The sequence below is a fragment of the Oceanobacillus sp. CF4.6 genome, from assembly GCF_051262635.1.
Classification (GTDB): Bacteria; Bacillota; Bacilli; order Bacillales; family Amphibacillaceae; genus Oceanobacillus.
On record NZ_JBIMEX010000001.1, the window covers coordinates 513,179 to 532,690 of the forward strand.

Annotated in this window: 20 protein-coding genes; 7 read left to right on the forward strand and 13 right to left on the reverse strand. The window is 38.7% G+C overall.

Annotation, left to right across the window (positions count from 1 at the left end):
- Window positions 1-28: 28 nt before the first annotated feature.
- Together ACHABU_RS02740 and ACHABU_RS02745 are read right to left on the reverse strand one after the other, a co-directional pair.
- Window positions 29-1,219, reverse strand: a complete 1,191-nt coding sequence (locus ACHABU_RS02740) for an exonuclease SbcCD subunit D (protein WP_435761995.1) — start codon at window positions 1,217-1,219, stop codon at window positions 29-31.
- A gap of 174 nt (window positions 1,220-1,393) precedes the next feature.
- The gene (locus tag ACHABU_RS02745; RefSeq protein ID WP_435761997.1) at window positions 1,394-2,611 is read right to left on the reverse strand and encodes an EAL-associated domain-containing protein; all 1,218 of its coding nucleotides are present in this window, start codon (window positions 2,609-2,611) and stop codon (window positions 1,394-1,396) included.
- Window positions 2,612-2,802: 191 nt separating this feature from the next.
- Between ACHABU_RS02745 and ACHABU_RS02750 the strand changes: the two genes are divergently transcribed.
- From ACHABU_RS02750 to qoxD, 5 genes are all read left to right on the forward strand, one after another.
- Entirely contained in the window at window positions 2,803-3,216 is a 414-nt protein-coding gene (locus tag ACHABU_RS02750) for a CHRD domain-containing protein (RefSeq protein ID WP_435761999.1), read from the forward strand.
- Window positions 3,217-3,459: 243 nt separating this feature from the next.
- The gene (gene qoxA / locus ACHABU_RS02755; protein WP_435762001.1) at window positions 3,460-4,395 is read left to right on the forward strand and encodes a cytochrome aa3 quinol oxidase subunit II; all 936 of its coding nucleotides are present in this window, start codon (window positions 3,460-3,462) and stop codon (window positions 4,393-4,395) included.
- Window positions 4,396-4,450: 55 nt separating this feature from the next.
- Window positions 4,451-6,400, forward strand: coding sequence for a cytochrome aa3 quinol oxidase subunit I (gene qoxB, locus ACHABU_RS02760; RefSeq protein ID WP_435762003.1), 1,950 nt, complete (start codon window positions 4,451-4,453; stop codon window positions 6,398-6,400).
- Complete coding sequence (qoxC, locus tag ACHABU_RS02765) at window positions 6,397-6,993, forward strand: cytochrome aa3 quinol oxidase subunit III (protein ID WP_435762005.1); 597 nt, start codon at window positions 6,397-6,399, stop codon at window positions 6,991-6,993. The genes qoxB and qoxC overlap by 4 nt, the downstream gene beginning before the upstream one ends.
- Window position 6,994: 1 nt before the next feature.
- Window positions 6,995-7,279, forward strand: coding sequence for a cytochrome aa3 quinol oxidase subunit IV (gene qoxD / locus ACHABU_RS02770; protein WP_435762007.1), 285 nt, complete (start codon window positions 6,995-6,997; stop codon window positions 7,277-7,279).
- A gap of 174 nt (window positions 7,280-7,453) precedes the next feature.
- On the opposite strand, the gene ACHABU_RS02775 is transcribed toward qoxD, so the two are convergent.
- Window positions 7,454-7,687, reverse strand: a complete 234-nt coding sequence (locus tag ACHABU_RS02775) for a hypothetical protein (RefSeq protein WP_435762009.1) — start codon at window positions 7,685-7,687, stop codon at window positions 7,454-7,456.
- Window positions 7,688-7,989: 302 nt separating this feature from the next.
- Between ACHABU_RS02775 and ACHABU_RS02780 the strand changes: the two genes are divergently transcribed.
- Window positions 7,990-8,112 (forward strand): aspartyl-phosphate phosphatase Spo0E family protein, encoded by a 123-nt coding sequence (locus ACHABU_RS02780; RefSeq protein WP_435762350.1) that lies wholly within the window; start codon window positions 7,990-7,992, stop codon window positions 8,110-8,112.
- Between the two features lie 185 nt (window positions 8,113-8,297).
- Here ACHABU_RS02780 and ACHABU_RS02785 read toward each other — a convergent pair whose 3' ends face one another.
- Complete coding sequence (locus ACHABU_RS02785; RefSeq protein ID WP_435762011.1) at window positions 8,298-8,471, reverse strand: hypothetical protein; 174 nt, start codon at window positions 8,469-8,471, stop codon at window positions 8,298-8,300.
- 88 nt (window positions 8,472-8,559) lie between these two features.
- Window positions 8,560-9,414, reverse strand: a complete 855-nt coding sequence (locus ACHABU_RS02790; RefSeq protein WP_435762013.1) for a DegV family protein — start codon at window positions 9,412-9,414, stop codon at window positions 8,560-8,562.
- Window positions 9,415-9,634: 220 nt separating this feature from the next.
- On the opposite strand from ACHABU_RS02790, the gene ACHABU_RS02795 reads away from it, so the two are divergent.
- Window positions 9,635-10,066 (forward strand): S1 domain-containing RNA-binding protein, encoded by a 432-nt coding sequence (locus tag ACHABU_RS02795; protein ID WP_379494964.1) that lies wholly within the window; start codon window positions 9,635-9,637, stop codon window positions 10,064-10,066.
- A 251-nt stretch (window positions 10,067-10,317) separates the two neighbouring features.
- On the opposite strand, the gene ACHABU_RS02800 is transcribed toward ACHABU_RS02795, so the two are convergent.
- The 8 genes from ACHABU_RS02800 to ACHABU_RS02835 form a co-directional block, all read right to left on the reverse strand.
- Window positions 10,318-11,085, reverse strand: a complete 768-nt coding sequence (locus tag ACHABU_RS02800; protein WP_435762015.1) for an STAS domain-containing protein — start codon at window positions 11,083-11,085, stop codon at window positions 10,318-10,320.
- Between the two features lie 257 nt (window positions 11,086-11,342).
- Window positions 11,343-12,158, reverse strand: coding sequence for an STAS domain-containing protein (locus ACHABU_RS02805; RefSeq protein ID WP_435762017.1), 816 nt, complete (start codon window positions 12,156-12,158; stop codon window positions 11,343-11,345).
- A gap of 216 nt (window positions 12,159-12,374) precedes the next feature.
- Window positions 12,375-13,283, reverse strand: coding sequence for an oligopeptide ABC transporter permease (gene opp4C / locus ACHABU_RS02810; protein ID WP_435762019.1), 909 nt, complete (start codon window positions 13,281-13,283; stop codon window positions 12,375-12,377).
- Between the two features lie 11 nt (window positions 13,284-13,294).
- Window positions 13,295-14,263, reverse strand: a complete 969-nt coding sequence (locus ACHABU_RS02815; RefSeq protein ID WP_435762021.1) for an ABC transporter permease — start codon at window positions 14,261-14,263, stop codon at window positions 13,295-13,297.
- Window positions 14,264-14,352: 89 nt separating this feature from the next.
- Complete coding sequence (locus ACHABU_RS02820) at window positions 14,353-16,182, reverse strand: peptide-binding protein (RefSeq protein ID WP_435762023.1); 1,830 nt, start codon at window positions 16,180-16,182, stop codon at window positions 14,353-14,355.
- A 101-nt stretch (window positions 16,183-16,283) separates the two neighbouring features.
- A complete protein-coding gene (locus ACHABU_RS02825; protein ID WP_435762025.1) occupies window positions 16,284-17,291 on the reverse strand; it encodes an ABC transporter ATP-binding protein in 1,008 nt (335 codons plus the stop codon).
- Window positions 17,257-18,276 carry an ABC transporter ATP-binding protein gene (locus tag ACHABU_RS02830; protein ID WP_435762027.1) on the reverse strand — a complete coding sequence of 340 codons (1,020 nt, stop codon included), beginning with the start codon at window positions 18,274-18,276 and terminating at the stop codon, window positions 17,257-17,259. Before ACHABU_RS02830 ends, ACHABU_RS02825 begins: the two co-directional genes overlap by 35 nt.
- A 224-nt stretch (window positions 18,277-18,500) precedes the next feature.
- On the reverse strand, window positions 18,501-19,505 hold the full coding sequence (locus tag ACHABU_RS02835) for an NAD-dependent epimerase (RefSeq protein ID WP_435762352.1): 1,005 nt from the start codon (window positions 19,503-19,505) through the stop codon (window positions 18,501-18,503).
- Window positions 19,506-19,512: the final 7 nt, after the last annotated feature.

A 19,512-nucleotide genomic window follows, 5' to 3' on the forward strand; every position in this document is an offset into this window, starting at 1 on the left:
TGATTATTCTCCTTCCTGCCATGAGGCTTTAGTTTGATAGAACTTCCTTCTTCTTTGTATCCACATTTGTTTCATTTGCTTCTTTTAACAAGTCATCCAGAACTTCTTTGAAAATGGTTTCGGTTTCTTCTGTAGCATCGTCACCTTTAACTTCCTTATAGAAAGATTTAAACAGTTCGAAGTCACTCATTTTGCTCCGATTTATCGTCTCGTGTTGATTCGAAGAAGGTGAAAGCGTGTAATTGGTCCGTTCCACATGCATCGCGTTCGGGTAAACCGACTTGACCTTTTCCATTGGTGAAAGAACCGGTGTCTCATCAAGTAGTTTCACAAAAACATAATCTTCATTAATAGGATGTGTTAATATATCCTCTAAGCTTGACTCTACAGTTCGAATATCACGTCTTGGTTTCAGAAGACGTTTTTCTAAGGAAATTGTCCCTTCTGCATCCATTTCCACAATATGGAATCCCTTTTTATGATGTTCTTCAGAGATGGAATATTTTAAAATAGAACCAGAGTAACGCACTTTTTCATTCTGTACATGATGCGCCTGATGCAAGTGTCCCAATGCCGTATAGTGGAAAGGCATATAATGATGTGCATCGACATATTCTGCTCCGCCGATGGAGAGTGGTCGCTCAGAATCACTCGTATTCTCTTCCTCTTCACCAAAAGGAGTCACAAAAGCATGTCCAACTGCAACGTGTCTGCTATTTGGATCCATGGATTTACTGATATTCTCTACAATTTTTTTCGTTGCATCATTATGGGAACGGATCTCTTCATCATCCAAAACATTGCGCACCATACTTGGATCACAATATGGAATAAGATGAAAATGAACTTCCCCATGCTCATCATGCAAGATTACCGGTTTCATGTCTCCCGTAAAGTTTCCGACAATATGAAAACCGTTATTTCTCATAATGCTGCTCCCAAAGTTTAATCTGCTCGGGCTATCATGGTTACCTGCTACCGCAATAACAGGAGTTTTTAATTTTAATACAATTGTTTCCAAAACCTCATCCAGAAGATGGACGGCCTCGATGGGCGGAACTGCACGGTCATACAAATCACCTGCAATGATAACAGCATCCGGTTGTTCTTCTTCTACCGCTTGAATAAATTGCTGAAGAACATAGCGCTGCTCCTCCGTCATATAGACTCCTTGCACAAGTTTCCCTAAATGCCAATCCGCTGTGTGGAAAAATTTCATAAACTTCTCCCCTTTTTTTAGTTTTATATTTTTATAGTAATCTTTTTTGTTCGTATAGTATTAGTTTATCATGATGAGGATTGTTGTGGGCTTCTTAAAATGTGGATGTTGGTGGAAGCTTTGAAGAGAGACTCCAAAGCTTTCCAAAAACGTTCTAAGTCGGTGTGTTTAAAATTAAAGCAGGCCTTCCTGGTCATACAGATACGCGTACGGAACATCTAGAAAAACATATAATTCATCTGTGATTGGATAAGAGTATGTTCTAATCAGTTCGTCCTTTTCGATATCTGTATATAAATCAGAAAGTAATCCTCTCTTCTCCACGTTCATTCGCATAATATTTTCAAAGAAATAAGGACGCCAGCTCCAGTTTTTATTTCTTCCTTCCTGCAGTAGTTCCCATTCCCCATCTGTATTTTTTTCTGCATTCGAGGACAATTGAATCCCTTCTTCATTACAAATATACACCCGAAAAGCAAGCTCGTTGCAGGCACTTCCAACACTTAGAATGGTATCATCGTACGCGTTATCCGGATTAATTGTCATTAGCGTTGTTTTAAACTTTTGGTTAAGCTGTTCCATTAGTTTTAGTTGCGCTTTGACCTTTCTTCGTTCAAAACTCACGAATTGATGGAAGTTTGTTCGAATGAGTTCCTGACAGCAATCTGCTTCAATGAATGCTGCTTGAGGTTCTTTCAGGTAACGGCCCTGATAATATTGTCCTCCACTCCTCCATGCATAGTTAAACTGATTATACGAGGAGATCCCTTTGAATAATAAAGCAGCTCCTATTTTCCGGGATAGCATGGAAAGGGACTGATGTACATCACGATATAAATGTGGCAATAAATCATCTTTCAAAAATCCCGTATCTACTTTAACGATATTTGGCTGAATGATAGCCAATCTGTCAAGACTTCCATTTGGTTGTTCCATATGGAGGGAAATTCGAATGCCAAGTGTTTTCATGTATTTTATTAAATTACGAAGGGTATCTAGTTGTTCGATTAGGTATGTATCCTTTATTTCAATCACAATCTGATGCAGATCCAAGCCTTTTTCTCCATTGGAATGCAATATGGACAATAATGATTCACCATTGTCTTTAATTAATAGATCAGCGTCATAATAAATAGTCAGATGTATAGGTTGTTCTTCGTTCATCAGTCGATCAATCGCTTGTTGGTGGATATAATTATTCACCTCAAGACGGAATTCATCAGGGATCGACGAGTCATCAAAAAACCAATCCATCCGTTCCATACTGCCACCTTCTTCCTGAAAGAACGCAATCACTTCATAGCCAACAACCATTTGACTATCCGCACTAATGACAGGTTTATAATGGGGAATAACGCGATCCAGATTCAACATAATTTCTAACGGGTCCATACAATCACCTCCACACCCAATTATATCATAAGAGATGTCTGTACCATTCCGAAATACTGTAAAGGAAACGATGTTATAGAGAGTTAGTTCATATAGTCAATAGCCATTTTTTTACGATTTTCCATTTGTAGAGATAGCAATACAAGCAGATTGTCCTCCCAAAAATAAACTATATGAAAAGGAGGATAAACATGTATAACGATTATTTTTTTATTTCCCACTTATCTGGATCACAGGAAGTACCACCTGTTCGCACAGACGCTGATGGTTTGGCATTGTTTCATGTGAGTAACGATCAAAAGAAGATTATCTATCGGTTAGCTGTTCATGATTTAAGGAACATGACAGAAGCACATATCCATTTAGGACAAAGAAATATAAATGGCCCTATCGTCGCTTTTCTATTTGGTCCAATTGATCATGGTAGCAGTACAAATAATAAAATAATAGAAGGAGTCATAACTGCAAAAGATCTTGTAGGCCCATTAATGGGAAAGTCATTATCAAATTTAGTTGATCTTATGAGTGCTGGTAAAACATATGTGAACGTCCATACCACTCCATTTCCTGATGGTGAAATCCGAGGCAAAATCAAGCAACAGTAAAGGAGTGCGAGTCAGGGAGTGCCTGTCACTCCCCGAATTTTGTCGAATGGACAAGCCTCTCTAAAATTCCAATAATTAACACCCCCATTCATAAAATATACAAATCTTCATGAACATTTTGTGAAGGAATTCTCATGATATTGAAATTAATTTTTTTCGATACTATTATGTAAAATGTTATGTTTTTTGAGCATTTCTGTAATTATCACTAAAAAATATAGTTTAAGAGAAAGGGGTATATAGATGAAGTTTAAATGGGCATTATTAACATTTATGATCACTATAGCCACCGTGTTAACAGGTTGTGAACCTTTACTCGTTTTAGATCCTAAAGGGCCACAGGCTGAAACCACAGCCAATGTGATCTGGATTTCGATTATCTCAATGGCAATCATTGTTATCGTCGTCATTACACTTTTAATCATCGTTCTTGTGAAATACAGAGCATCCAAACAGCCGGATGATTATGAGCCTCCTCACATTGAAGGAAATCCAATTGTTGAGGGAATTATCGTTGGAATTCCAATTTTGATTGTTGCCTTCCTATCTGTTGTATCTGTTATGTCGACCTATGAAGTAGAGTCCACACCAGTCGGATACGAAGAACAGGAACCTATGGTCATTTATGCCTCTTCTTCCAACTGGAAATGGCATTTTAGTTATCCAGAACAAGATATCGAAACGGTTAACTACCTATTTATCCCAACCAACCAGGCAGTAGAGTTTAAACTCTATTCCCATGGCACAATTTCGAGCTTCTGGATACCACAACTTGCAGGACAAAAATACGCGATGGCAGATATGGTCAACACATTAAACGTTGTTGCTGAAGTTCCTGGTGATTATATGGGACGTAACGCCAACTTTAATGGAGAAGGTTTTGCAGAAAACACCTTCAATGTAACGGCCATGCCACATGAAGAATTTGATACATGGGTAGAGGAGATCCATGCAACTGCTGATCCTCTTACAGAAGAAGAATTTGAACAATTATTAGAGCCTGGCCATCTGGGGCAAATGACATTTACAGGGACACACTTAGATTTCGCACCTGCTCCTGAAGGTGAAAATAGTGAACATAACCACGGTTCCTCCACTGGTTCTGAAGATGAAAACACAGAACATGAAAAACATAACGACCAATCAAGCAGTGAAGAATCAGAACACAGTAACCACTAATTATTTTCACGATAAACAGACAAACTTCAAGACTCTCGAAAGGAGTTAAATAGATATGGACTTTTTTGATAGATTCGCCGTCCCCCATCCAAGCCCGCTGATTTATGGCGCAATGGTTACGATTGCTCTTGTGACTATCGCAATTATCGCAGGTGTCACTTATTTTAAAAAATGGGGCTACTTATGGAATGAATGGTTAACTACCACAGACCATAAACGAATCGGTATGATGTATATTATTTCTGCACTTCTTATGCTTTTCCGTGGTGGTGCAGATGCGGTCATGATGCGATTGCAAACTTCCGTACCTGAAAATGCGTTTCTGGACGCTCAGCATTATAATGAAGTATTTACCACGCATGGCGTTGTCATGATTTTCTTTATGGCGATGGCATTTGTTATTGGTTTGATGAACTACATTATTCCACTGCAAATTGGTGCAAGAGACGTTGCCTTTCCAAGATTAAATGCATTAAGTTTCTGGTTATACTTCGCAGGCGCAATGCTGTTTAACATTTCCTTTGTTGTCGGCGGTTCACCGGATGCAGGTTGGACCAATTATTACCCACTGGCTGGAACGGACTTCAGTCAATCCGTCGGTGTCAATTACTATAATTGGGCATTACAAATTTCTGGAATCGGTACATTGATGACCGGAATCAACTTTATCGTTACGATTATGAAAATGAGAGCACCTGGAATGACATTGATGAAAATGCCAATGTTCGTATGGTCTGCGCTCATTACTAATATCATTATCGTATTCGCGTTCCCTGTTCTCACAATCGCATTGTTAATGGGAACATTTGACCGCCAGTTCGGTACATTCTTCTTTGCAACGGAAAATGGTGGCATGGATATGATGTGGGCCAACTTATTCTGGATTTGGGGACATCCTGAAGTGTATATCTTGATACTACCGGCATTTGGTATTTATAGTCAGATCATCGCTACCTTCTCCAGTCGTAATCTATATGGTTACAAATCGATGGTGATATCCATGGTACTAATTTCACTTCTTTCCTTCTTAGTATGGGTACACCATTTCTTTACGATGGGTCAGGATGCCATGACCAACAGCATATTCTCCATTACAACGATGGCGATTGCTGTACCAACCGGGATAAAAATATTCAACTGGCTGCTTACAATGTGGAAAGGGAAAATTCGTTTTACGACACCGATGTTGTATTCCATCGCGTTTATTCCCCTATTCACCATTGGCGGCGTTACAGGAGTTATGCTTGCAATCGCAAGTGCCGACTACCAATATCATAATACGATGTTCTTGGTAGCCCACTTCCATAATGTAATTATACCTGGAGTTGTATTTGCGATGATTGCTGGCCTCATTTACTGGTGGCCAAAAATGTTCGGCTTTATGTTGAATGAAAAAATCGGTAAATCCGCATTTTGGTTTATTGTTGTCGGTTTCTGTTTATCTTTCTTCCCAATGTATATTACCGGGTTGGACGGTCAGGCTCGACGCATGTACACGTACTCAGAAGCAACTGGTTTCGGACCATTGAACATGCTTTCTTTCTTTGGAGCAGGTTTATTGGGAATCGGCTTTGTTATTATTGTATACAACATCTATTACAGTTTCAGGCATTCACCAAGAAATATTGGAGACGATCCATGGGATGCGCGTTCACTAGAATGGGCAACACATAACCCAGTACCAGAATATAACTTTGCGGTTGCTCCGGAAGTTGTGTCGTCTGAGGCTTTATGGGATGTCAAGAAACACGGCCATGTTTTATTCAAAGACAAGATTGAAAAAATTCATATGCCAAACAATACCGGATGGCCAATCATTATGTCTGGATTGTTCTTTGTATTTGGATTCTCATTTGTCTTCTTCATATGGCCAGCTGTAATCTTCTCCGGACTAGGAATACTTGGATGCATGGCATATCGCTCATTTGAAAAAGATGATGGACGTTATATTTCAACTGAAGAAATTAAAGAAACAGAAGATAAATTTGGAGGTGCTAACGAATGAAGATAGATTCCACACAGCCTCTTGAATACAGCACCGAACAAAATCGTCTGAATATATTAGGCTTTTGGATTTTCCTCGGGGCTGAGATTATGCTTTTTGCAACATTATTCACTTCCTACTTTATTTATGAAAATCGGATAGGAAGTGGCCCTAGTGGAGCTGAAATCTTTGAAATAACTCCCGTATTAATTGAAACACTATTGCTCTTAACGAGTAGTTTCACAATCGGACTTGCCGTTAACGCAATGAGACTTGGCCGCAAGAAAGCAATGCTTGGGTTCTTAGCCATTACCCTTGTGCTTGGCGCTGCCTTCCTTGGGGTTGAGATTTATGAGTTTATCCATTACTACCACGTTGGAGCAACACTGCAGACGAGTGCCTTTACAGGTATTCTGTTAACGACACTCGGTACACATGGTGCCCACGTTACATTTGGTTTATTCTGGGGTCTTTTCATCTTCCTGCAAATTAAAAAACAGGGACTGACACCTCAAACAGCAAATAAATCATTCATATTTTCATTATACTGGCACTTTCTTGACGTCATGTGGATCTTCATTTTCAGCTTCATTTACCTGAAAGGAATGATGTAACATGAAAGAATTATTTCCAATGAAACAAGTCAATGGCTTTGTATTCTCTTTGCTACTTACGGTCGTAGCACTAAGTGTATACTTTTTAGATATGTCATTTGAATTGGGGTTAATAATCTTACTCGTAACTGCATTCGTACAAGCTGGTGTGCAACTTCTCATATTCATGCATGCCGGTGAAGGCGAAGATAAAAAAGCAATTTATACAAGTCTGTATTACGGAATCTTCATTGCACTGATTACCGTATTCGGATCTTTACTTGTAATGGTGTGGGGTTACCTTTAAAAACCAACGCTTGGATTTCGATCCAAGCGTTTTTTATGATTTGATGGTGCGTGTGATCCGGTCCGTGAGCCTATCGGTAGTGGAAATACTGAAGGTAACAACCACTCGTTATCCCATTAAAAAAATGTCTATCAAATGGATAGACATTTTTTATATCGGGCGCTACTTCAAGATTTACGAAAGTTGTCTCCCCTGCTCTTTCTTGCCTCCAATTGTCTCTTCTGTTGCCACAAGGAAAATCCCCATAATAAATATAAACGTCGCACCCATTACTGTACCAATGCCTACAGCAGCCCACGCAGAGGAACCGTTTACAAAATAATTGTAAAGGAAAAGTGCCATTCCAATTGTTAATAACATTCCACATATATAGGAAGTTGCTTTTAATAATTTGACATTAACATCCATTTCAAACATCCCCTTTCTTTATATTATTCATATTGTTCATAAATTTGTCAAATAAATTATGTCATTTTTGCAAAGTTATCTTTTTTTAGTTGACAAACTGTAATCTAGCTCATAAATCTCTTTGTTGTTGAAAAAGAGGATGTATTTGCTAAATGATATATCTTTTTGTCTACCTTTGTCGAAACTATTTATTTTTCATGTTTTATTTGAGATAATGCAAAGCGTGTTAATTTTAATATAAGGTGAAGGTGAAGATCATGTTGGTAGAAGAAAATAAGATGGATAGGGAATCAGTCGTCTTAATGATAGTAAGAAAGAGAAATGAAATGTTGTCGCTCGCAAAAAGAAATGGTTTATCCTCTAACAAGACAATCGCATGCAGCCAGGAATTAGACACCTTGCTGAATAATTTAATTAAATGTTGATAGGCAAAGCATGGATGCTGTCAAAAAACGATAAATCCACCAATTAAAACAAAAATAAAATTGACAGATGTATAGATGAAGGGCGCAATTCTTATAAAGAATAGCGCCCTTCTATTATAGAATCACACAAAAAAGGTAGGAGTAATTAACTCCTACCAAGTGCTTCATTATTTCAACCCTATGGATTAACTACCCATTTTCCTGCGTGTATTACTCGGTTTTTTGGATTGTTGGCTTTGCATGCGTTTTGTTGTACTATTCGCATTGCCTTTATTTGTGTTATCCGCTTGTGCTTGTTTTTTTCTTTCCAATTGTTGCTGTACAATTTCTCTTGTGCTAAGTTTCTTTTCACCAGACATTGGTTGTCTCCTCGTAATTCGTATTAGACTTCTATTATATTACGATATCAGAAAAGAAGCTATCTTTTTCGAAGATCTATAGACCCGGTTATTTTTTTGGATTCCAGAAAATCGCCAAAGTTCCTTCACCTGCATGTACTGCTAGTGATGAACTGATATCTCCAACGATAATCTCTATCCCAGGGATCGCCTGTTCAATCATTTGCTTCAATTCTTTTGCTCTTTCTATTGCATTACCTTGCATGATGCCTACTTGTGTAACCTCGTTTTCATCGCACGATTGTTTTAATAATGCGACCAGTTTCTTGGTTGCCTTTTTCTCTGATCGGACCCGCTCATAGATCCCAAGTTCCCCACCCGAATTGATTGAAAGAATCGGTTTGATTTGGAGGAGATTACCTAATAAAAATTGTGCGCCTGACATTCTCCCACCTTTATACAACTGTTCCAAACTTCCAAGCAGAATTAAATTTTGTGATCTGGAAATTTCCTTCCGAAGCTCATTGGCAATAATATCCGTATCCACATCCTGCTCTGCTAATTTTATCCCTTTTTCGATAAGCATAGTAATTGCAAAGGAGAGTGATAAGGAATCAATGATTTCTACATCAAAATCTGCTTGATTTTTCCCTGCTGTGGAGCTGGAAATTGTCCCGCTTAATTTGGAAGAAACATGAATTGCTATTGCGTGGTCATAGTCTTCTTTCAGTTTTTCGTACAAATCTTTAAATCTGCCGACAGAAGGCTGTGACGTTTTAGGTACCTCTTTATTTTCTCGAATAATGTCATACAATTGATCTGTTGACAAATCTGCTCCATCTTCGTACTCTTTTCCCTCAGCAATAACAACCATTGGAACAACGTATACATCAGGGTGGGAACGTAATTCTTCCGTTAGATAAACCGTCGTATCTGTCACAAAAGCAATCTTTTTCTTTTCCATGTAATCCACTCCTTTCCATTTCATTTTCTAATGAAGATTATACAGGGAATTTCGAATTATACCAAGTATTAATAACTGGTGCTAAACCGTCGATTTAGTATATTAAACGGTTATAGGATCAATTATTTATATGTAATTCAAATAACCTAAATCCTCCAATTGATATTGTAATCCATCCTTGGTATAATAAGTGTGTTATCAATATTGAGGGGGAAATTTTTTGTCAATCGAAATAGGTAGTAAGGTAAAAGGTAAGGTTACAGGTATCACTAATTTTGGAGCATTTGTAGAATTACCCGGAGGTACCACTGGTCTCGTTCATATCAGTGAAGTAGCTGATAGCTATGTAAAGGATGTAAACGATCATCTTACAGTTGGCGATGAAATTGAAGTAAAAGTAATCAGTGAGAAGGAAGGTAAGACTTCCTTATCCATTAAAAAAGCAATCGACAGACCTGAAGGCTATTCCCAGCGTCCACAACGTCAGGGAAACAGAAATTCCAAAGACTCCCGTCCAAGAGGAAATTTCAAACCAAAGGAAAGTTTTGAAGATAAAATGGCTAGCTTCTTAAAGTCGAGCGAAGAGAATTTATATACCCTCAAACGCAGCACTGAATCAAAACGTGGTGGAAGAGGCGGACGACGCGGATAATTAATAAGGATCAAATAGATAAAGGCAAGCCGGCATGTACAAACGGCTTGCCTTTTTGCTATTTTATAATATCGAAAGTTCTATACTGTACTTGTTCGAAACCAATTCACCAAATAATCGGTTGCATAAACATCATCTGAATAATTAATCAAACCCGTGTTCCCTACTTCATATAAAAAATTGCATAAATTCATTTAAGGCTCCCATGTATTGCTCATAAAGAAACTTAAAAGCTATCGGTTTCTTTAGATTTAGTAGGAAACTTTATTAAACAATTCCTTAATAGCTACTTGGGGGGATTGAATGAATCTTATATTTAGGCGAATGTCCAAATGATGAAGACGCTGTGCCTGTTTAGGATGAATGCCAGTTATAATAACTTCTTTCCCTAAAGTTTGGAGCGATGCAAACAAATTTTTTAATCCAGAAAGACCTTCGTAACCAATTGCTCCTACAGCAGTAAAATCGATTAATAGACTATTCGCTTCACATGAATATGCCATATTTAACGTGTTGACTCTAATTTCGTTGACCTTGTTTTCATCTAAATCTCCAAACAATGGAATAAGTGCCACATCTTGTGTGATTACAATAAAGGGGGCAGATAGTTTTATATTATCTTCTAAGAGCTCATCCATTCTTTCTTTTTCTTTCAAGAGCTCTAATTCCTTCTCCTTTAGTCTACTCTGTAACGTATCTAATTGATTCGTGACTTTTTCCATAGACCGATCTTTCGTTATAATTAGCACTTCTCCATAAAAACCACTGTTCCATTTTACATAAAGGTCTGCTAAAATCAATTCTCCTGATTTTCCCACCATGTCTACTTCCAGATATGTCTTTTTGTTGTCTGGATGAATGGACGCTTTGACTTTAGTACGGCTTTCCACATCAATGATATCAAGCAAAGAATCTGGTTCATGAAATGCTTCTGAAACCTCTGAAGAGCAACCTAATACATCGAGGTTTTTATTTATACTAAACATAGGCAATGGAAACGTACTGTTGATTTGTTCCATTAATATCACTTTCACCTTTCTACATATTCAAGTCAATTATGTAATTCCATTACGATATGTCCATAGGAAAAAATGACACTAAATACATACTAATCTCTTCATTTATAACATGAGGAATTCTAACTAGTCTAACATATAGTTCATGCATGTCGAAGGGATAGTAATCGAAAGACCTCATATATTTATGGAATATGACGTATAACCCTGTACACAAAGCAAGAGCACACGTCGTCATAGTGTTCCCTTGCTTTATCCGATTATATATTCTCTACAGCTTGCTTCACCGTTGCAAAAGATTCAATGTTGGATAAATCAATACCACTATGTATAACTGTCTGTACAATATTTGGACGGAGGCCTGTAATAACGACGTGTATACCCATCAAGCGCAGTGTTCTAACTATTTGACGTATTAAATCTGAAATGTATTCATTAATAGTTAATGATCCCGAAAAATCAGCTATCACATGATCGACTTCTAGTTCAGCAATTTTTGGAATCACGTTTTCCATAATATGTTTTTCATTATCCATCCCAATATATCCGATCAAGGGTACAATAACGATTCCATCTTGAATCGGCACAATTGGTGCAGACAACTTCAAGAGTTCTTTTTCTGTATCTTCCTTTTGTTTATCGGAAAGATGTTTATACCAAAGGAAGGTTTCATTTAAACTAGCATCCAACATTTTATCAATCCGTTTCAAAATGTACGAATGGTCCCGGATAGACAAACCAAGATCTATACTCAACCCAGTTAAAATATCATTAAAAACTTCTTTGGTAGGTGGATAGCGATTAATAATCTCTGATAATCTGCCTCCAGAGGATACTTGCATCTCTGAATTTTTCTTACTCCATTCCAATAGTAATTCTGGAGACTCCTTCTCATCTTCATCAATAAGTGTTTTTCCTAAAAATCTAAATAGATCCTCGTACATTTCTATTGCCTGTTCTTCTTCCCATTTTGGAATATTAAACTTTCCTTTTCGGATTACTCCATTTACTACTTCGGTAGCTAATAGCTTCTTATTTACACTTATGTATTTGGAAAAAATGAATAACGTGCTCATGCGTATTCCCACCTTCTTGTATTCTGCTCGGTCTTATATTGGTTAAGGCCTCAATATAACTAGTTCTACATTTGTTCCCAATTTCCTTTTTAAAAAGACTAATAATTACGATGACCACTTAGTTCTGCATCTTTTACAAAGAGTTTCTTAGCCTTCAACCAATAAAGAATGGCTTGTAATTCCTTGGCTATCTACATGAATTACAAGCACGAAGGTCTATCTCCGATTACTCTTCGGATCAAATGCATCCCGTAAACCATCCCCAATGAAATTAATAGACAGAACCGTTATCAATATTCCTAACCCCGGTGGAATCCATGCTTCGGGATGGTTGCGCAATATTCGTATATTTTGAGCTTCAGAGATCATATTTCCCCATGTAGGTGTCGGCTTTGGAATACCAAATCCAATAAAACTTAGACCGGACTCAATGATAATGTATGATGCCATCATTAATGTCGCATTAACGACAATTGGTCCAATTGCATTTGGGATAAAATGCTTAAAGATGATTCGGAAGTCTGTCGCTCCTATTGCCCTGGCACTTAGAACAAACTCCTGTTCACGTAATGATAAATACGTCCCCCGAATAATACGAGTTAAATTAGGCCACGACGTTAGCGCAATAATCGTCACGAATAAACCGATTGTCACTTTGTCAATAATTGCCATAATTGTCAGTACAAGTACGAGAAATGGCAACATCAGCATGATATCTGTTGCCCGCATAATAATATTGTCGACTTTCCCCCCGTAGTAGCCAGCAAGTGAACCAAGAATAACTCCGATAATCAGCGTAAAGAACATCGCGCTAAAACCGACAATTAAAGACACACGGCCACCGTACAAAAGACGCGCAAAGTTATCTTGGCCCGTTCCATTTGTACCTAGAATATGCTCATTACTTGGCCCCTTCTCAATCAATAACAGGTTGGTTTCTTCTGGATCAATAGTTGTAAATACGGGTGCCATGACACAGATCATAATAATGATGAGTAAAATGAATAAGCTGACAACGGCCATTTTGTTTCTTATAAACCGGTGTAAGCCCAATTGAAGTGGACTTTGGCTTTTATTCTTTCCCCCTGGCTTCTCTCGTACTGCTTCTTCCGGATTTGTATGCATCTATTTTCACCTCAATCGTATCTGATTCTTGGATCGATAATACTATAGAAAATGTCGGCAAGCAGGTTACCTACAAGGATTAATATACCTAGTATCATGGCTATTGCCATAACTACTGGATAATCACGGTTCGTAACAGAGCTTAAAAATAGTGTGCCAATTCCCGGATACTGGAAGACTTGTTCCGTAATAACCGCCCCACTTAACAGTACACCGATTTCAAACCCCATAAGTGTAATAATCGGTATCAGTGCATTACGAAGGGTATGTTTGTAGAGAACATTCCTTTCAGACATTCCTTTGGCCCTTGCCGTACGAATATAATCACTGCCAAGAACATCAAGTACCTCGGAACGCATATAGCGCATATAGGTTGCCGTGCCAGCAAGACCAAGCGTAATACCAGGTAATACCATATGATGCAAACGGTCCATAAATGCACCAATTCCTGTCATTCCAGGTGTCGATAGCGTGCCCTGTGCCGGAAACCAGCCTAATTTAATGGACAAAACATAGATTGCAACCAATCCGAAAAAGAAGTTCGGAATGGCAAGTCCAAGGAAACCAAATCCAGTGGCACCATAATCAAGCAACGAATACGGGCGTCTTGCTGAATAAATACCAATTGGAATTGCTACGAGTATCGTGATTGCTAAAGAAAAAAGTCCTAAATATATTGTGTTGGCAAGTCTGGATTCAATCAACTCCGTTACGGATCGCCCATTAAAAACCATGGAATTACCTAAATCCCCTTGTGCTACCGAACTGATCCAACGAAAATACTGTACAGGAATCGGGTCATTTAAACCATATGCTTCCCGTTGAATTTCATACACTTCCGGATCGATATTGGGATCAGATAGTGAGACTCCTGTTAAAGCATCCCCAGGTGCTAATTGAGCTAGTCCAAAAACAATAATCGTCAATGCGATGAGCATAGGAATGAAAATGAGGATACGGCGAATGATATATTTATACATGATTCTCCCACCTTGACATTAAAATTAGTAGTACAAAAATGAAAGAGCATGCGCCAGCAACGCACGCTCTTTCGAAAAAAAAATTTATGTTATTCCGAAACCCACCATAAATGTGGATCGTTGATAAATCCATATGGCATTGGATGAACGCCATTTAATCTTTCATTAAAACCATATATTTTATTTTGGGCATAAAGGAGTAAGGCTGGTAAATCTTCCGAGAAGACAGACTGCCATTCACTGTATTTTTCTTCACGATAGCTTTGTTCAAATGCTTCTGGAGCCTGCATCGCTTCTTCCATTAATTGGTCTGAATCAGAATTATTCCAACGGGAGAAATTGTAAGCAGCTGAAGACTTCCACAAACCGGATGGATCTGGATCCCCGCTTCCTAAACTCCAGCCAATTAAGTAAAGATCCCAATCGCTGTTGTCGTTTGTTAAGTCTTCCACATATGCTGACATTTCCTTCGGTTGCCTTAAGTCAATCTGAATACCGACTGCTTCCAGAAATTGCGCAAGTATCGGTGCAGAAGCTTCACGTAGTTGGTTACCTGTTGGATAGTTCAGGTTAACGATCCACTCTTCTCCATTCGGTGTTTCTCTAAATCCATCATCATTTGTATCAACATATCCCGCTTCATCCAATAACGAATTTGCCATATCCGGGTCATACCCATAGGCTGTTACCGCATCTTCGTCATAGGCCCAGAACTGTTGTGCAATTGGAGCATTAATTACTGATCCGTGGCCATATAATAAGTTATCCACAATCGCTTGACGGTCAACTGCATACGCCATCGCCTGTCGTACAAGTTGGTCACTCATATCTTCATTTGCTACCCAGTTATCTTGGTTAATTTCTCCGCTCTCCACATCTGCATCTGTTCGATGATTAACTTTATATCCCATAAGCTGGTAACCAAAATCCGTTTGTTCAATAATCTCAATATGTTCAAGCGCTGCTACTGTTTCAAAGTCAGCTGCAGGAACACCGTTTGGATCAGCGATAAAATCTATTTCACCATTTTCAAGTAAGCCGAGCATGACGGACTGATCAACAATGCGCCATACGATCTGATCCAGATATGGCTCTCCCTTCCAATAATCTGCGTTTTTACTTAGCACGTATTGCTCCCTTTCCAGCATCTCTGAGAATGTAAATGGTCCAGTACCAATCACTTCACCTGGATCAAGCGTTCCAGGATGCGATGGAATATCTGCAACCGGAACTTCTCCGAATACATGTTCCGGAATAATCGGGAAAGCGATATCCTTTAGGATCGTTACATTCGGTTCAGCAAACTTAAAGGTTACCGTATACGCATCCTCAGCGACCACACCTTCAAATTCATCTGTTTCCTCACCATTAAATGCATCATAACCTACCAATTTATTTACATATTCTGTACGGACACCACCAGCTTCCACATATCCTGGAGAGGCGATTGCCTTATAGGTATAAACGACATCATCAGCAGTAAATTCCTCGCCATCATGCCACGTGACCCCTTCCTCCAGTGTCAACGTAATTTCTGTGTTATCGTCATTAATCGTCCAATCTTTTGCGAGATTTGGTTCAAACTCAAGATTTTCATTTTGACTCAGAAGACCCTCATGAGTAAACGATAATATATTATCTTCATATGCTTCCTGATAAAAGATTGGATTGAACACCCCAGCAGGAGCAGTATCCATGGCGCCTGTCAGCGTACCACCCTTTTGCGGGCTATCATCTGTAGCATCCTCTTCTACTTCGTCCTCGGTTTCTTCTTCTGTTCCCTCCGATTCTTCCTGAATTGGATCCTCTTCTTTTTCCTCTGGTTCCGCAGTTTCATTGTTGCAGGCTACCATTACGATGCTAAGAAAAAAAAGCAAAATAAGAAGCGCAATTCCATGCTTACGTTTAACCAATTTCATTCCCCCTTTTGATTTTTTTGCGAAATACGACGATCCTACCTTTTGGCTTCGTTCTTCTATACGTTAAGATCACCTCCTAAAATTAGGAATTTATTTACTTATTACGTATATAGGTGGCATGCCACATAATGACCGTTATCTTTTTCAATCAATTCGGGACGTTCTACTGAGCAGCGATCATGAGCTAAAGGACATCGTGTTCGAAATGTACATCCTGATGGCGGGTCAGCAGGGCTTGGTAAGTCACCACTTAATTTTATTTTTGTTGGTCTTGGGGTACTGCTTTGACCGTGATCAATGACAGGTATGGAAGTAAGTAACGCTTGGGTATAGGGGTGATAAGGATTAGAATATAAGGATTTTTTGTCTGTAATTTCAACAATTCGCCCGAGATACATAACAGCTACACGATTACTAATATGTTTAACAACACTCAAATCATGGGCGATAAATAAATAGGTTAATCCTAAGTCATCCTGCAAATCTTTCATCAAATTTAAAACTTGTGCTTGAATCGAGACATCCAGGGCGGAAACAGGTTCATCACAGATAACAAATTTAGGGCGGGTAATTAAAGCTCTTGCTATACTGATCCGCTGCCTTTGTCCTCCCGAAAATTCATGCGGATATTTGAGGCGATCTTCTACACGCAATCCAACTTTCTCGATGATTTCGATTGCCTGTTCCTTTCTTTCTGTTCGGGTAAGGGAGGTTTGGACAAGTAGTGGTTCTTCAATTAGTTCTGCGACACTCATTTTGGAATTCAAAGATGCAAAAGGATCCTGAAAAACGATTTGCATATTACGCCGGTGCGGGCGGATTTCTCTCCGCTTCAGTGCCGAAATGTCCGTTCCATTAAAGTGAATACTCCCTTCCGTTGGGTCCATCAACCGAAGCATAACGCGCCCAAGCGTTGACTTACCAGAACCGGATTCGCCTACGATGCCAAGCGTTTCTCCTTGATGTATATTAAAAGAAACATCATCTACAGCTTTTAGGTGGCCGATCGTTCGCTTTAATATTCCGCCTTTAATTGGGAAGTATTTTTTTACATTTTTCACTTCGAATAGTACATCATTCTGAACTGGTTCCCGTGCTTCCACCGTCATCACTCCCCTCCTCACTCTCGTACAGATAACAACGGACAAAATGGTCTTCTTCTACCTCCGTTAACGAAGGGTTTGACCTTTTACATTTCTCCATCACATACGGACACCGAGTTGAAAAGCGGCAACCCGGTGGGAAATCATACGCAGGAGGCACCGTTCCTTTAATCGTTCCGAGTCGTTCAACATCCTCATCTATATTTGGCAAACTCTCCAGTAAACCTCTTGTATATGGATGCAAGGTTTCCTTTAACAACATGTTGGAAGGGGCTTGCTCCACAATTTGTCCACCATACATCACAAGAACTTGGTCTGCATATTCCGAAACAATCCCGATATCATGCGTAATCAGCAGTATAGCCATCTGGAATCTATCCTTCATTTCCACCATTAAATCTAGAATTTGTGCCTGAATCGTTACATCCAATGCGGTGGTTGGTTCATCAGCAATAAGTAATTTCGGATCACAGGAAATCGCCATGGCAATCATCACGCGCTGTCTCATTCCACCGGATAACTGATGGGGATATTCATGGATAATTTCTTCGGCCCGTGGAATTCCTACCGTTTTTAATAGATGAATAGCTTTCACCTGTGCATCTTTTTTGCTCATCTGTTTATGTTTCTTTAGTATCTCAATAATTTGATTTCCAACTGTATATACTGGATTTAACGAAGTCATTGGTTCCTGGAAAATCATCGCAATATCTTTCCCACGAATTTTAGTCATTTGTTTGGCAGATAGCTTGTGAATTTCCTCCCCTCCCAATAATATTTCGCCTTCTACGATACGACCCGGTTTACTGATGAGTTTCATAACAGAAAGTGCTGTGATACTTTTACCACTACCGGACTCACCGACGATTGCAACTGTTTCACCAGGTAGAACAGAAAATGAAATGCCATCAACGGCCTTTGCTACTTTATTATCACTTAGGTAAAAATATGTCTTTAAATGGTCAACATCCAATACGGGCTCATTTTTCATACGAACACTCCATTCAAAACATTAATTAGACAAATATGACAGGCTACCCAATTCTTTACTATTATATTTACGATTTTTAAATATAGTAGTAAATTGATATATTTGTGCTAATAATTTGTAACAATTCATCATCCTGCTTATGCTATTAGTCTCTTTTCCAAACACAAAAAAGCGCATTCATTTTATTGAAACGCGCTTATCGATAACTCGTTTAACGGATGGAATCATTTATAACCGTAATAATCTTTATACCAATCAATGAATTTACGTATACCTTCTTCAATGGAAGTGCTAGGTTTATAGCCAACGTCTTTAATTAAATCATCTATATCCGCATATGTCTGAAGTACATCCCCACTCTGTAATGGCAGATACTCTTTTTTCGCTTTAACACCGAGTTTGTTTTCAATTGCAGCAATGAAATCCATTAATTTGACCGGAGTGTTGCTCCCTATATTGTAAATATTATATGGTGCATTACGACTGCTGGCATCTGGATTATCACTCCATTTCGAGTTCGGTTTCGGCAAATGATTCATAATCCTTACAATACCTTCCACAATATCATCAATATAGGTAAAATCTCGCTCCATGTTTCCATGATTATATATTTTTATAGGTTTCCCTTCCAGTATCGCTTCGGTGAATTGATATAATGCCATATCCGGGCGTCCCCATGGTCCATATACAGTGAAAAATCGGAGGCCTGTTGTAGGTAATCCATAGAGGTGGCTATACGTGTGAGCCATCAGTTCATTTGCCTTTTTGGTAGCGGCATATAAGCTTACGGGATGGTCGACATTATCATGAACGGAGAATGGTAATTTTGTGTTTGCTCCATAGACAGAACTTGAAGATGCATAGATAAGATGATCAACGTTATGGTAGCGACAAGCTTCAAGTATAGAAATGAAACCGACTATATTCGAATTTATATACGCATGTGGATTTTCTAAACTATAACGTACTCCTGCCTGAGCAGCCAGATCAATCACGATAGAAGGTTGATATTGTTTAAATAACGCATTTATTTGCTCTTGATCTTCCCGTTCCATTTTCACAAAAGTAAAGTTTTCATCTGTTACCCATTTTAAGCGATTTTCCTTTAATTCCACATCATAATAATCATTCATGTTATCGATTCCGATCACTGGGTACCCATGAAGAAGTAAACGTTTTGACAAATGCGCACCTATAAAACCTGCTGCGCCAGTTACTAGAATCATGATTTCACCT

Bases quoted from the DNA above. Each gene is read 5' to 3' on its own strand.
- ACHABU_RS02830 (WP_435762027.1), bottom strand. From the start codon at position 18,276: ATGAAAAATGAGCCCGTATTGGATGTTGACCATTTAAAGACATATTTT.
- ACHABU_RS02745 (WP_435761997.1), bottom strand. From the start codon at position 2,611: ATGGACCCGTTAGAAATTATGTTGAATCTGGATCGCGTTATTCCCCAT.
- ACHABU_RS02815 (WP_435762021.1), bottom strand. From the start codon at position 14,263: ATGTATAAATATATCATTCGCCGTATCCTCATTTTCATTCCTATGCTC.
- qoxD (WP_435762007.1), top strand. From the start codon at position 6,995: ATGAAAGAATTATTTCCAATGAAACAAGTCAATGGCTTTGTATTCTCT.
- ACHABU_RS02780 (WP_435762350.1), top strand. From the start codon at position 7,990: ATGATAGTAAGAAAGAGAAATGAAATGTTGTCGCTCGCAAAAAGAAAT.
- ACHABU_RS02750 (WP_435761999.1), top strand. From the start codon at position 2,803: ATGTATAACGATTATTTTTTTATTTCCCACTTATCTGGATCACAGGAA.
- ACHABU_RS02805 (WP_435762017.1), bottom strand. From the start codon at position 12,158: ATGAGCACGTTATTCATTTTTTCCAAATACATAAGTGTAAATAAGAAG.
- ACHABU_RS02800 (WP_435762015.1), bottom strand. From the start codon at position 11,085: ATGGAACAAATCAACAGTACGTTTCCATTGCCTATGTTTAGTATAAAT.
- ACHABU_RS02790 (WP_435762013.1), bottom strand. From the start codon at position 9,414: ATGGAAAAGAAAAAGATTGCTTTTGTGACAGATACGACGGTTTATCTA.
- qoxA (WP_435762001.1), top strand. From the start codon at position 3,460: ATGAAGTTTAAATGGGCATTATTAACATTTATGATCACTATAGCCACC.
- ACHABU_RS02785 (WP_435762011.1), bottom strand. From the start codon at position 8,471: ATGTCTGGTGAAAAGAAACTTAGCACAAGAGAAATTGTACAGCAACAA.
- ACHABU_RS02740 (WP_435761995.1), bottom strand. From the start codon at position 1,219: ATGAAATTTTTCCACACAGCGGATTGGCATTTAGGGAAACTTGTGCAA.
- ACHABU_RS02775 (WP_435762009.1), bottom strand. From the start codon at position 7,687: ATGGATGTTAATGTCAAATTATTAAAAGCAACTTCCTATATATGTGGA.
- opp4C (WP_435762019.1), bottom strand. From the start codon at position 13,283: ATGCATACAAATCCGGAAGAAGCAGTACGAGAGAAGCCAGGGGGAAAG.
- ACHABU_RS02820 (WP_435762023.1), bottom strand. From the start codon at position 16,182: ATGAAATTGGTTAAACGTAAGCATGGAATTGCGCTTCTTATTTTGCTT.
- qoxC (WP_435762005.1), top strand. From the start codon at position 6,397: ATGAAGATAGATTCCACACAGCCTCTTGAATACAGCACCGAACAAAAT.
- qoxB (WP_435762003.1), top strand. From the start codon at position 4,451: ATGGACTTTTTTGATAGATTCGCCGTCCCCCATCCAAGCCCGCTGATT.
- ACHABU_RS02825 (WP_435762025.1), bottom strand. From the start codon at position 17,291: ATGACGGTGGAAGCACGGGAACCAGTTCAGAATGATGTACTATTCGAA.